This is a genomic window from Proteus sp. G4415 (assembly GCF_963896075.1).
GTDB lineage: Bacteria > Pseudomonadota > Gammaproteobacteria > Enterobacterales > Enterobacteriaceae > Proteus > Proteus mirabilis.
In genome coordinates, this window is record NZ_CAWQOK010000061.1 from 1 (window position 1) to 13,533 (window position 13,533).

The following is a 13,533-nucleotide window of genomic DNA, read 5'->3' on the forward strand; positions in this document are numbered from 1 at the left end:
GATAAAAATAACGATTTTTACTATTTGTAATTCCCTTTTTTTATTTTTTATCTCACTAATATTGATTTAAAACCTCTTTATGATTCATTGTTTCCCTACCACACCACGCCTTAACTGGAAAAATGAACCTTAAAGTGTTAAAACAAAGCCTTATTTATAAACAGAAATTATGCTAACTCGCTCGGAAGAGATAATAATATTATGTCAAAAAGTACCATCCGTATTGCTACACGCCAAAGCCCTCTTGCTATGTGGCAAGCGCTTTATGTTAAAGAACAACTACAAATCGCTCATCCGAGCTTAGTCGTTGAATTAGTACCGATGGTCACGAAAGGCGATATCATCTTAGATACCCCATTAGCAAAAGTGGGTGGTAAAGGGTTATTTGTCAAAGAGCTAGAACTTGCACTACTCAGCTCTCGTGCTGATATTGCCGTACATTCAATGAAAGATGTCCCCATTGATTTTCCTGAAGGTCTGGGATTGGTGACGATTTGTGAGCGAGAAGATCCCCGTGATGCCTTTGTCTCTAATCATTATGATTCATTAGAACAACTGCCAGCCGGAAGTGTCGTTGGTACCTCAAGCCTACGTCGCCAATGCCAATTAAAAGCACTGCGCCCCGATTTAATTATTCGTGATTTACGCGGTAATGTAGGAACCCGTTTAAGTAAACTCGATAATGGCGACTATGATGCTATTATTCTTGCTGTCGCGGGCTTAAAACGTCTTAAATTAACTGAGCGTATTCGTTCTTCTTTGTCTGCGGAACAATCTCTTCCTGCGGTAGGACAAGGTGCCGTTGGCATTGAGTGTCGCTTAGATGATCATGATACTCAAGCCTTATTAGCCGCCCTTAACCACGCAGATACTGCAACTTGTGTAAAAGCAGAACGCGCGATGAACACTCGCCTTGAGGGGGGTTGCCAAGTACCTATTGGTAGTTATGCTATTTGGCAAAACGGCAAAATTTGGCTACGAGCATTAGTTGGCTCCCCTGATGGTGAAACTATTTTACGTGGCGAACGCTTAGTATCACCTGAAGATGCAGAGCAAGCTGGTATTTCTCTTGCCGAAGAGCTACTAGATAAAGGAGCTAGAGAGATTTTAACCGCTGTATATCAAGGTAATACAGCGATATGAGTATTTTAATCACTCGTCCTAGCCCAGCAGGAGAACAACTTACGCAACGCTTAATTGATGCGGGAAAGCATGCTTTTCATGCACCTTTAATAGAAATAGCCGCGGGTAAAGAGCTTTCCATATTAGAAAACAAATTAAATAAGCTAAGTACGGGTGATTACCTTTTTTTACTTTCTAAAAATGCGGTGTGGTACGCAAACTGGCAACTAAATCAATTACAACAATCATGGCCAGATACGCTATTCTATTATGGAATAGGTCAAAGCACCGCTGAAGAGTTTCAGCAATTAACAGGACATTCTATATATTATCCAGAACTTGGAGAAACCAGTGAAGACCTACTGGCCTTGTCTTCACTTCAACAAATAGAAAACAAGCGAGTACTACTACTAAGAGGCAATGGTGGTCGCGAACTACTTGCCACAACATTACGTCAACGCGGTGCAATTGTTGATGAATGTGAATGTTATCAGCGTCTATTTATTGATTATGTATCTGAAGAGTTTGCGCTAAAGTGGAAAAATGCCCAAGTGGATACCTTTGTGGTCACCAGTGGCGAAATGTTGCAACAACTCTTTTATCTAGTCGCTGGATCTGAAAAAGCATGGCTGTTAGACAGTCATTTAGTGGTGGTCAGTAAACGATTAGCAACAATAGCTAGCACATTAGGCTTTAAAAAAATAACCGTTGCTGAAAGTGCCAATAATGATGCTTTATTTCATGCATTAATATAGAACTTAAATGAGACGCCGATATGACGGAACAGAAAAATACGAATGAAAATGACTTGCAGAATGGTACATCAAAGGCTGATGACGATATCCGCTATCAAGAAGTAAAACCTGTAAACAATAAGCGTTCAGGTTTGATAGGGAGTGCCGTTGCGATCCTCGTTATTCTGGCAATCGGTGGTGGTCTTTATTATTACACCACTCAACAAGCGACTAAACTAAGTACAGAAAACCAATCGCTAAAATCACAATTGGCACAATTACAACAATTGCAAGATACTTATCAACAACGTTTTGACAATATTGACAGTCAGTTTAACTCACAAAAACTCACTATTGATAAACTGCAAAATGAACGCCAAGTTACTGAGCGTCAAATCCAAAATTTACAAACGCAATTTGCTGCTATCTCAAGTGCAGATGTAAAGAGCTGGCTATTAGCGCAAGCTGATTTTATGGTAAAAATGGCGGGCCGCAAATTATGGAATGACCAAGATGTCGTCACAGCGGTAAGTTTATTAAAAGGTGCAGATAGTAGCTTAGCAGAAATGAATGACCCAAGCTTATTGGCCATCCGCCGCGCCATTAATGAAGATATTGGCAACTTAGCCGCGCTGAGCAAAATTGATAATGATGGTACTATTTTACAATTAAATCAGTTAGCTAATCAGGTTGATAACCTACGCTTATCTGGATTTGAGCGTGATGGCTCACCGATGGATAAAAATGATGAAGCCATTTCAGGCTCGCTTTCTGACTGGAAGCAAAACCTCAGTAAAAGCTGGAAAAGCTTTATGGATGACTTTATTACTATCCGTCGTCGAGACAGTACCGCTATTCCACTATTAGCCCCAAACCAAGATATTTATCTGCGAGAAAATATCCGCTCTCGTTTATTAATTGCTTCTCAAGCGGTGCCTCGCCATCAAACAGAGATTTATCAACAATCATTAGAAGCGGTATCTACTTGGGTACGCGCCTATTTTGATACCACCGATCCGAATACAACGGCTTTCTTAGACAGTATTAATGAGCTTGAAAAGCAGCCTATTACTCTTGCAATGCCAACAGAATTAAAAAGCCTCTCTCTGTTAGAAAAACGAGTAGAAAAGCAGATCCGTAATTTGCTGACCCAAAACGAGACATCACAGCCAGAAGCGGTTGAAGCCAAAGATGCCGAAGCTACACAAGCCCCTTATGCGGTTGATGCAGCACAAGATAGTGCAACATCAGGAACAACGACATCAACAACCGTAGCACCACAAGGAGAATAAATTTATGTTCAAGATCTTACTCCTATTTGTGGTATTGATTGCAGGGATAATCTTCGGCCCTGTATTAGCGGGTCATCAAGGTTATGTCTTTATACAAACCGATAATTGGGATATTGAAACTAGCGTTACCAGTCTTGTGATCATGTTTGTCCTACTGCAACTGATATTGCTCTTGCTTGGCTGGTGTTATCGTCGTTTTATTGGTACAGGCTCTAAAGCCTATAGTTGGTTCTCTTTGCGCAAACGCAGCCGAGCACGTAAACAAACACGGTTAGCATTAATGAAACTTGCGGAAGGTGATTTCAAACAAGTAGAAAAGCTGATGAGCCGCAATGCCGATTATGCGGAACAACCTGTAGTAAACTATTTACTAGCAGCAGAAGCAGCACAACAACGGGGTGATGAGTTTAGAGTACAGCAACATCTGGAGCGTGCTTCTGAACTTGCTGATACCAATCAGTTACCCGTTGATATTACCCGAGTGCGTATTTTACTGGCGCAAAATGAAAACCATGCTGCTCGTACTGGGGTTGATGAATTACTCAATCAAGTGCCTCGTCATCCGGAAGTATTACGCTTAGCAGAAACTGCGTATATACGTACAGAAGCTTGGCAAGCACTACTTGATATCATCCCTTCAATGCAGAAAATAGCCCTACATACAGATGATGAATTAGAGCAATTACGTCAACAAGCCTATATTGGGCTGATGGGACAGAAGATGTCCGAAAATGGTTGTGATGGACTGAAAAATTGGTGGAAGGCACAGCCTCGTAAGATCCAACATGATAACGGACTACGATTTGTATTAGCAGAACACCTTATTGAGTGCAACGATCCGCAAACTGCGCAGACGATCATTTTAGATGGGATCAAACGTCACTATGATGAACGCCTGATCTTATTGTTACCGCGCTTAAAAAACAGCGATCCAGACTCAATATTAAAAGTGCTTAACTCACTAATTAAACAACATGGTCCGACACCATTACTCAATAGCACCGTCGGTCAAATTGCCATGCAACAAGGGCAATGGGCACAAGCAGAAACAGCATTTCGCAATGCATTAAAACAGCGTCCAGATGTTCATGATTTTGCGTGGTTGGCTGATGTGCTAGATAAACAGAATAAATCAGTTGAGTCAGCCAAAGTACGCAAAGATGCGCTATTAATGACGTTAAAAAAAGACTCTGTTATTTTTGACGAGCCTAAAACAAATAAAGCACTGCAATAAATACATCATTTCATTTATTGACCAAAACCCTCAAACACAAAATTGAGGGTTTTTTATTACTTTTAAAAAGCGTGTTGAACCAGTAGTACTACTTCAAGACACAAAATTAAAAATAAATAGACCCAAGCGATACGATAAAAACGATAAGGTATCCCTTTGTTATTTTCATGTTGAAATGACAAATAATATTTTCTTGCTTGGTAAAACACCACGATATAAATCAGTGCGATCCCCTGACACAGAAAAGCGACATACTTCGCCCATGATTTTCCACCGATAATCAGCATGATCAGCGGGATCAAAAAAAACAATAATGGGCCAAACTTATCTATCAAAAAGAGCCTTTCTTGCGCAAGATACGCTTTTTGGTTATTTATCATCGTGATGCTACCCCCTATTTACCCTTGCGCTGGATAATAGCGTGATAGTGTTATCAATTCAAAAGGGATGAGATAAAAAACAGACAAAAAAACACCCGTATTAAAAAATACAGGTGCATAAAATATACAATCAGGTCTACAGACGGATGGTGCCTCACTCAACGTTTCGTCCTGTTGGTGATGAATGGTGTTTCATCGATAACGTGGACGTAGGCACCGATAATCGGCTCTGCATCATTCCTAGGTTTATGAAGTCATATGCTGTCATAAGGAGTGGAATGAGCATCTACAGAATAAGTAATGCATTTAGCGTGCCAACTTGTATTTTCCGCCAATAAAAAATTAATTCCCAAACAGCATAAAACTAACTAATTGAATTTTTTAGGCGCCTTCGCCTGTATGGCGTATTTAAAATATAAAAGATCAGAGAGCGTATTTTTATCAGGCTATTGTTAAATAAAAAAGAAAAAATAAATTTGCCAACTCGTCTCTGTTTCACGACAGTTAAGCTAACACCAGTATATAATATATAAAAATCATTGAGTTATATGTCACCTTTTAGCGACATCAAATTTGCCATGTGTTGTTTTTTACCGACAATAAAAAATATTTCATTTAAATTCATACGGTTACATAAATCATTTAACTTTCTCATGATGCTCTTTTTATGTAGTATAAAATCAGGCGGTAATACAAATTATTAATAATCTTTAACTAATATACTTACACTGCCCTGTAAACAAATAGCCTAATGATCTCCCTTTTTAAACTAAAAGAGCCAACAACCTGCTTTAATCATGAATCATAGATAAACGGTCTATTGTGCTTAGGACAGTAGCAAAAGGACAAAAGAGAAAGGACAAAAGGAAGATACAACAATATAAATGAAATAAGACAATATTGCTGTCAATAGCTTGATAATAAATGCAAAAAAGCCTCGATATATATCGAGGCTTTTTCTTATTGGTCGGCGAGAGAGGATTCGAACCTCCGACCCACTGGTCCCAAACCAGTTGCGCTACCAGGCTGCGCTACTCGCCGTCTGAATGACTGCTCTTATCTTGTTTATGGTGCGAAGGGGGGGACTTGAACCCCCACGTCCGTTAGGACACTAACACCTGAAGCTAGCGCGTCTACCAATTCCGCCACCCTCGCATAAACAAAAACTAAGATAAGATGGGGTGGCTAATGGGACTCGAACCCACGACAACTGGAATCACAATCCAGGGCTCTACCAACTGAGCTATAGCCACCATAACAGCTATCTTACTACTTCTACAACAACGCTCTTCACCGTAACTCTTAGCACGCTTTAATGGCGCGCCCGACAGGATTCGAACCTGAGACCTCTGCCTCCGGAGGGCAGCGCTCTATCCAGCTGAGCTACGGGCGCTTCACGCCGTTGCGGGAGAGGATAGTACGGATTTACGCACTGTCTGTCTAGTGCTTTTTGAAAAAAAAAGTTTGTTTGACGATAGTTTGTGCATTTCGTCGATAAATGGAGCGTTTTTACCCACTCAACGCCCCATTAGTATAATAATCAAACAATCAAGATACCAGTAAAGATTGCGATTTTTGCTATTTAACACTTATTGCCGACAAAAAATACTCACGCAACTTACAATTTATTGGAATAGTAATAACCAACAAATTTTAATAACTTAAATTGGCGCTTGATCCGACTAGGTTGTGACAGTAAACGATATAACCACTCTAGGCCTAAATTTTGCCACGCTTTTGGCGCACGCTTAACATGTCCTGTAAAAACATCGTAAGTGCCACCTACGCCCATATATAACGCGTCTGGGTGTACTTGCCGACAAGCACGAATAAATAGCTCTTGCTTAGGTGAGCCCATGGCAATGGTCACAATCTTTGCCCCAGAAGCTTTGATACGTTCAAAAAGTGCATCTCTATCTTGTGGCGTAAAGTAACCATCTTGGCTACCGACAATATTCACATTCCATTGTGCCTTTAATTTACTTTCCGTCTGCGCCAATACCTGAGGTTTGCCACCAACCAAAAAGACCGGTGTGCCTTCTTTCCCGGCACGCTCCATTAAAGCTTCCCATAAATCGGCTCCCGCAATACGAGACACTTGTGCATCAGGATATTTACGTCGAATGCCGCGAACAACACTAATGCCATCGGCGTACAAATAATCCGCTTCATCTAATAACTGATTTAGGCCTTTATCTGTTTCTGCGGTTAAGATTTTTTCTGCATTAATCGCAATTAAAGAGCCACTTTTAATTTGCGCACCTTGATAAAGATAATCCAAAAAATGCGCCATATCTTTAAATCCCCAGATATTGTGCCCACGGATGGAATACTTCGGAATTGAATTTGTATCCATTACTTTTCCTTTTGTTCTAAACGAGGTTTATTGCGCACTTGATTAATAACATAGTGACGAACTAATCCTGCACTTTCAAATAACCAATACAGTAGTTTGGCTGCAATTAAACAGGCACCAAATACTAAACAGAAAAAGACCACGCGAGACACAAACGAATCAACGCCCTCACGCGCTAAAACAATCATGTTAAAAATAGCACCAAAACAAAATGCTTGAAGAATGGCAGATTTGTAGCGATTGTGTTCATTTAAACCCTGCTGATAGAGCCAATCAAACCACTTAATAATAAGCCCAACAACCACCGCGCCTAAGGGGATAAATACAACGCCCCCCATCACCACCAAGGAGCCAATTAGCGTTGGTGAAATGGCAAGTCCTGCATGATAATTAAGCACTTCCCAAGTAAAATAGTTTGCTGAATTTAGTACGACATCTGGTCTTTGTGGCCAAACCCATGAAGGGATAAACACATAAAAATCGCGAATAATAGGTGCGAGTCCTTGAAACTCGATTTTGTCGTAATTATTCAACAATAATGCAAGATTTTCCCAAGGAGAGAAGGTATCGCGAGTCAGATATAAAAAGGTATAAAAAGCTTCGGCACCACTGACATCAAGCCCGTAACGTTTTAGTGCTAACCAAAACATACCGACAATGCTCATCACACCTGCAGCAATTAACATCCATAAGGTTATCCAACCACGTACGATGCCAATAAATAAAAATAGTGCAAACGCAATAATGATATTTGCGCGTGTTCCCCCGACGATAACATAGGTCAAAATACCAAAGCCGACCGTCGCACAAAGGAAAAAAAGCCAACGTTGTTGTGTGGGCTTTAAGAAATAGACCACCAGCATTGCAGGAATAAAAAAATAGAAAAAGCGTTTTAGCGCCACACCTGATACTTGGCTTGAAAAAATTTGGCTATATGTTTTCAACTTAAAGAGTAAAAAGCCATTTTGTAAGAAAAATATGCCCACAGTGACGATAGCAATTAACGCTAACAGTATCCAAGTTAGGTTGGTCTCTACCCGATTCATCGTAAATAACGGCCTAGAAGGCTCGCTAGAGGCTTTTCTTAGCCTTACCTTATAAGTGACATAATAAATCGCATAAAAGCTAGTAGCAGCTAATAGAGCGTGTAATAAGGCATCGACAGGAACAACCGCCACATCAAACTGAAAGACTAATAAACAAGTTAATGGAAATCCAAAATAGAATGTCAGCAAATAAAGCATGGAGAAGAAGACATTAAAATTAAAGCGTACCCGACGGAACTCTTGGTAGGTCAGTAATAAAATAAACCCCAACGAAATAAAGTAGACAAGGGTTAATCCCCCCAATTGCGCCGATGTCATTGGGTGTCTCCTGTGCTCATCTCAATCAATTGCTTCCAACCTTGGATAAAGTTAGGTGCAAAGAAGGTGATATTCTTCCTATCCAGTAGCAATAATTGACGTTGCGCTTCTTCAATTAACGCCACATCAAGTTTATCACCAGAGAAGAAAACGGGAACACTTTGCTCTGTTAAGTCTTGCCAAAATGGGTTTTGACGGCTAATCACAAAAGGGATCCCAAATTGGATCAACAGGCATAACGTACCAATACCCTGCTGACGTTGGAAAATAAAATAACCTAAATCACAGGTTTTTAAGAGTGCGAGATAATCATCAAAGGCAAGATTATGTCGTAATACCTCAACGTGTTCTATTGGAAATAAGTTTGTCGCTGCATCAGATACTTGCTGAATATAATCCTCGTTATTAGCGGGATATCCCATAGGAATGATCACTTTTGCTTTATGACCAAATTGTTCAGCAATCGCATTTAAAGCATCGATATGGCAGTTAGATTTATCGCCTGAGTTACCTAATACAATGGTAATATGCTGAGGATCAACGGCCTTCTTTTCTGTAAGCGTCAGCGCCGGATCCATTCTTGTTGGGAAATAGAGCAAATTCGCGGGGATATTAACATTTGATTGAGCAAAATAATTTAGATCACCCCGTGTACCAAACACACGTCCAACCCGTTTTTGCGCAAGTTTACGCAATAGATAAAACAGTCTAAATTTTAATTGCTTAGCATCCTGATAAAGATCAGCACCCCAAATATGCCACCAGAACTGATGACGTTTAATTTTGCCCATCAATAAAGCAAGCCAAATAGGCGCATTAAATTGCCCCAGAAATAGAAAACGTTGTTTTCTATCTGCTTTAGCTAATGCTACCACTCTCTGCGCGACTTGTTTTTTATCCGCTAAACACTCAATCTCTAAATGAGGATAAAGTGATGATAACGAGTTATCTTTACTGGCAACGATAAAACGAGGTTTATACGTTAATGCCGCCTCAGTCACGAGGTGGTCGTTAAAAAAGCGTAACATTGTGTTGTTATGATGCACAATGTCTGAACCTAGTACGTAAATCAAAGTTGTCATTTGCGCCTGCAATAAATCACGAAAACAGAACTACAGAGAAGGAAGTAAATAATATAGGTTGCCATATAGGCTTGAGCTGCACCTAAAGCACCATGTTCAGGAATAAGCCAGCATGAAAAAAGCGTTAATAAGGCAAATTGGCTCACTTCTGTCAGAATATAAAAACGCAAAGCAGCCTTTGCAATCACCAGATAGCCAAAAACATAAGCCCCTACTTTCAACACATCACCAACCAGTTGCCAAGCAAATAACTCTCGCATAGCGATAAATTTTTCAGAAAATAGCAACCAAATGGCAAAATCTCGCAATAACCAAACCATAAAACTAGCCACTGCCACCGCTGGCAAGACGAATTTCAGTGACTTGGTTATCTCTTTAGCTATCTCACTTTTTTGCGTTAATCGTGAAAGTGTGGGTAATAAGTAAACAGAAAATGATGCTGTAATAAATTGTAGATAAGCATCCGATATACTGCTAACCCCTTGCCAAATGCCAACATCATCCCAGCTATAATGTTCTGCTAACAAATTACGCATCATGATATAAGCGACGGGTAAAGTGATAGAAGTCAGTAGCGCCATAATGGTAAATTTACCAAGATGACTGGCGATAGCCTTATCCCAACTTGGTTTTAATTCACTGAGAGCAAAACGCTTACGTTTTATTAAGATAACCATCGCTGGCAATAAAATCAGTGCAGGTACTAAAGCTAAGCCAATTAATGCACCATGATAACCGGCAATGAGATAACAGAGATAATAGGCAATAACACCAATTAAACTTCCCGCAATAATCGCTAAAGCGTTTCCAGATGCATCTCGATAACCTTTTAATATCGCCAGAAAATAGTTGGCATAGGCAATACCCATCTGAATAAAGGCAACCATTCTGACAATATCTAGATATTGCAGATAGTCATCACCAAATAAAACGCGACTAATTGGTGTGGTAAAAATAAGAAATAAAATGGCAAGTAGTGTAGAAAACAGCAATATCATTGATGATGATGTACCCAACACATTTTTGCGTTGTACTGCATCATCTTGATATTGCGCAATCAATTTTGTTACACCATTAAAAATACCCGCCCCTGACAGTACACCAAGAACGGTAATTAATTGGCGGAAGTTACCCGCAAGTCCCACTCCGGAGGGACCAAAGGAGACCGCCAATAACTTTACGACCAACAGGCCAGCCCCGATTTTTATCAAGGTTGACCCAGCTGTCCAAATTGAAGCTTTAGCTAACGACATATCAAGCAAAGAAATGACGAATATGATGAATAACGGTTTGCTGCTCTTCTTCAGTCATGTTGTAGAACATCGGTAAGCGCACCAAGCGTTCACTCTCTTGTGTAGTGAAAATATCTTTACCATCAAAACGACCAAACTTCATTCCGGCAGGACTCGTATGCAGTGATACATAGTGGAATACCGTTAAGACGCCCTGTGCTTTCATATACTCATTAAAAGCCGTACGCTGCTCTATATCATTAAGTTTAATATAGAACATATGGGCATTATGCTCTAAACCGTCTGGTACAACAGGCAATGTTAACAAACCTTGTTCGGCTAACGGCGTTAATGCATCGTAATAGATTTGCCAGAATGCTAAACGACGTTCATTAATTTTATCGGCTTGTTCGAGTTGCGCCCAAAGATAAGCGGCTTGCAAATCAGACAGCAAATAGCTAGAGCCAATATCACGCCAAGTGTATTTATCAACTTGCCCACGGAAAAATTGACTACGATTGGTGCCTTTTTCACGGATCACTTCCGCTCGATTAATTAAAGCCGGATCGTTAATCAGTGTTGCCCCACCTTCACCACCTGATGAATAGTTTTTCGTCTCATGAAAGCTATAGCAACCAATATGACCGATAGTTCCTAAGGCTTTGCCTTTATAAGTCGACATTACCCCTTGCGCAGCATCTTCAACGACAAACAGGTTATGCTTTTTGGCGATTGCCATAATGGTATCCATTTCACAGGCAACACCTGCGTAATGAACAGGCACTATCGCACGCGTTTTCTCCGTAATCGCCGCTTCAATTTTTGTTTCATCAAGGTTCATGGTATCTGGACGAATATCGACAAACACAATAGTTGCACCACGTAAAACAAAGGCGTTCGAAGTCGAAACAAAAGTGAAACTCGGCATAATCACTTCATCGCCGGGTTTGATATCCAGAAGGATAGCCGCCATTTCTAACGATGCTGTACAAGAAGGTGTTAACAGCGTCTTATGACAATGAAATTGTTCTTCTAACCACTTTTCACATTTTTTTGTGAAGTTGCCATCACCACAGAGCTTGCCACTTTCCATCGCCTGTTTCATATACTCTAATTCTGTGCCAACAACGGGTGGTTTATTAAACGGAATCATATTATCCCCTGTATAACCAATAAGTAGTGCTATCAATTAAAGCACCGCTTTGTGTATATAAACGCGAAGCTGCAATATTGCTAATTTGTGTTGCAACATAGAGGGTTGATAGACCTTGCTGTTGACACCAATACTTCGCCACCGACATCAGTTGCTTACCAATGCCTTGTCCTGTTCTATTGGGCATTACAGCAAGTAATCCCACTCTTGCTTCACTCTCAGAAATCCGACGTAATGTTACAAACCCTGTAACCTTATTTTCGCGATCCATCGTCAATAAACAGCTATCATCGAAAGTGCCTAAAACCGCTTTTTTTACCCATAATGCATAAAAACGGCTGCTATCACCTTCTTGATACCATGGCGCTCGAAAGCGACTTTGTACAAAAGCCGCAGAAGCCGTTGTCATTAATAATGGGATATCAGTTTCATTGGCAGTGCGAAAATGTATTTCAGCAATATTTTCACAAGCATTTTCTGTGCCAATTGGCAATTTGAAATCTATTTCACCTTCAGCGAATTGAAATCCTAATTGCGTTAAGTTATCAATCAGTAGAAGATCATAGGAAGCAACTTTGGCATGAACAACCGTAAATTGCTCAAGCCTATCTTGTGTTAAAACAGGCGCTTGAGCACTAAACTCAAGACGGCCTGTATTGAGGGAGAAAAAATCGCTCTCCCACTCAAGATAATTAATATTGGCGAGGACGGACATGTAATAAATCCAATAGATAGCGGCCATAACCTGTTTTGGCGAGTGATTTTGCGCTTTCTCTGACTTGTTCGTCAGTTAACCAACCATTACGCCAAGCGATCTCTTCCAGACACGCCACTTTAAAACCTTGACGTTTTTCAACGGTTTGTACAAAAGTACTGGCTTCAATTAAACTATCGTGAGTCCCCGTATCTAACCAAGCAAAACCGCGTCCCAATAGCTCCACATTAAGCTCACCACACTCAAGGTACATCTGATTAATCGAGGTTATCTCAAGCTCACCACGAACAGAAGGTTTCACCTTTTTCGCAAAATCAACCACGCGGTTATCATAGAAATAAAGCCCAGTGACCGCCCAATTCGATTTAGGCTGTTGAGGTTTTTCTTCTATTGACAGCACTTTGAAATCATCATCAAATTCAACAACACCGAAGCGCTCCGGATCCATCACTTGATAACCAAATACTGTTGCGCCGCGCTGACGTTGAGCAACTTGTTTTAGTTTGGGGCTAAACCCTTGACCAAAATAGATATTATCGCCTAAGACTAAACAACAGTGCTCATCACCAATAAACTCATCCCCTAAAATAAAGGCTTGAGCTAAGCCATCAGGAGATGGCTGAACTTTATATTGCAAATGAACACCAAATGCCGAGCCATCACCCAATAAACGTTGAAATGAGGTGAGATCATCAGGAGTGGTGATAATCAAAATATCACGAATTCCCGCTAACATAAGTACTGAGAGCGGATAATAGATCATGGGTTTATCATAGATAGGTAACAGCTGTTTCGATACCCCTTTCGTTATCGGATGTAAGCGTGTACCAGAGCCACCCGCTAAAATAATACCTTTCATCATTTATCCT

At 40.4% G+C, this 13,533-nt stretch carries 12 protein-coding genes and 4 tRNA genes; 4 read left to right on the forward strand and 12 right to left on the reverse strand.

The genetic code is table 11. The features are described 5' to 3' along the window. Positions 1-201 precede the first annotated feature (201 nt). Genes hemC through hemY form a run of 4 tightly spaced genes read left to right on the forward strand, consistent with a single transcriptional unit; the run spans position 202 to position 4,382 of the window. Positions 202-1,143, forward strand: a complete 942-nt coding sequence (gene hemC, locus AACU95_RS06620) for a hydroxymethylbilane synthase (RefSeq protein WP_012368705.1) — start codon at positions 202-204, stop codon at positions 1,141-1,143. Beyond that, a complete protein-coding gene (hemD, locus tag AACU95_RS06625; protein ID WP_020946597.1) occupies positions 1,140-1,877 on the forward strand; it encodes a uroporphyrinogen-III synthase in 738 nt (245 codons plus the stop codon). Before hemC ends, hemD begins: the two co-directional genes overlap by 4 nt. A gap of 20 nt (positions 1,878-1,897) precedes the next feature. After that, positions 1,898-3,148 carry a uroporphyrinogen-III C-methyltransferase gene (hemX, locus tag AACU95_RS06630; RefSeq protein WP_004246333.1) on the forward strand — a complete coding sequence of 417 codons (1,251 nt, stop codon included), beginning with the start codon at positions 1,898-1,900 and terminating at the stop codon, positions 3,146-3,148. A 4-nt stretch (positions 3,149-3,152) separates the two neighbouring features. Further along, positions 3,153-4,382, forward strand: a complete 1,230-nt coding sequence (gene hemY, locus AACU95_RS06635; protein WP_004246334.1) for a protoheme IX biogenesis protein HemY — start codon at positions 3,153-3,155, stop codon at positions 4,380-4,382. Between the two features lie 62 nt (positions 4,383-4,444). On the opposite strand, the gene AACU95_RS06640 is transcribed toward hemY, so the two are convergent. From AACU95_RS06640 to rfbA, 12 genes are all read right to left on the reverse strand, one after another. Then, positions 4,445-4,762, reverse strand: a complete 318-nt coding sequence (locus AACU95_RS06640) for a hypothetical protein (protein ID WP_012368704.1) — start codon at positions 4,760-4,762, stop codon at positions 4,445-4,447. Between the two features lie 964 nt (positions 4,763-5,726). Next, positions 5,727-5,803, reverse strand: a tRNA-Pro gene (locus AACU95_RS06645). A gap of 27 nt (positions 5,804-5,830) precedes the next feature. Then, positions 5,831-5,917 (reverse strand) — tRNA-Leu (locus AACU95_RS06650). Positions 5,918-5,939: 22 nt separating this feature from the next. Beyond that, a tRNA-His gene (locus AACU95_RS06655) sits at positions 5,940-6,015 on the reverse strand. Between the two features lie 63 nt (positions 6,016-6,078). Continuing rightward, a tRNA-Arg gene (locus AACU95_RS06660) sits at positions 6,079-6,155 on the reverse strand. A 225-nt stretch (positions 6,156-6,380) separates the two neighbouring features. Further along, the gene (gene wecG / locus AACU95_RS06665) at positions 6,381-7,118 is read right to left on the reverse strand and encodes a lipopolysaccharide N-acetylmannosaminouronosyltransferase (protein WP_004246339.1); all 738 of its coding nucleotides are present in this window, start codon (positions 7,116-7,118) and stop codon (positions 6,381-6,383) included. After that, positions 7,118-8,482: an ECA oligosaccharide polymerase gene (wzyE, locus tag AACU95_RS06670; RefSeq protein ID WP_161737204.1), complete on the reverse strand. Its 1,365-nt coding sequence runs from the start codon at positions 8,480-8,482 to the stop codon at positions 7,118-7,120. Before wzyE ends, wecG begins: the two co-directional genes overlap by 1 nt. After that, the gene (locus AACU95_RS06675; protein ID WP_161737205.1) at positions 8,479-9,564 is read right to left on the reverse strand and encodes a TDP-N-acetylfucosamine:lipid II N-acetylfucosaminyltransferase; all 1,086 of its coding nucleotides are present in this window, start codon (positions 9,562-9,564) and stop codon (positions 8,479-8,481) included. Before AACU95_RS06675 ends, wzyE begins: the two co-directional genes overlap by 4 nt. After that, positions 9,561-10,817, reverse strand: a complete 1,257-nt coding sequence (gene wzxE, locus AACU95_RS06680) for a lipid III flippase WzxE (protein ID WP_161737206.1) — start codon at positions 10,815-10,817, stop codon at positions 9,561-9,563. Before wzxE ends, AACU95_RS06675 begins: the two co-directional genes overlap by 4 nt. A 1-nt stretch (position 10,818) precedes the next feature. Continuing rightward, positions 10,819-11,949, reverse strand: coding sequence for a dTDP-4-amino-4,6-dideoxygalactose transaminase (gene rffA / locus AACU95_RS06685; protein WP_004246343.1), 1,131 nt, complete (start codon positions 11,947-11,949; stop codon positions 10,819-10,821). Between the two features lies 1 nt (position 11,950). Then, positions 11,951-12,664 (reverse strand): dTDP-4-amino-4,6-dideoxy-D-galactose acyltransferase, encoded by a 714-nt coding sequence (gene rffC / locus AACU95_RS06690; RefSeq protein WP_004249666.1) that lies wholly within the window; start codon positions 12,662-12,664, stop codon positions 11,951-11,953. Beyond that, positions 12,642-13,523 carry a glucose-1-phosphate thymidylyltransferase RfbA gene (gene rfbA / locus AACU95_RS06695; RefSeq protein WP_004249667.1) on the reverse strand — a complete coding sequence of 294 codons (882 nt, stop codon included), beginning with the start codon at positions 13,521-13,523 and terminating at the stop codon, positions 12,642-12,644. The genes rffC and rfbA overlap by 23 nt, the downstream gene beginning before the upstream one ends. Between the last annotated feature and the right edge of the window lie 10 nt (positions 13,524-13,533).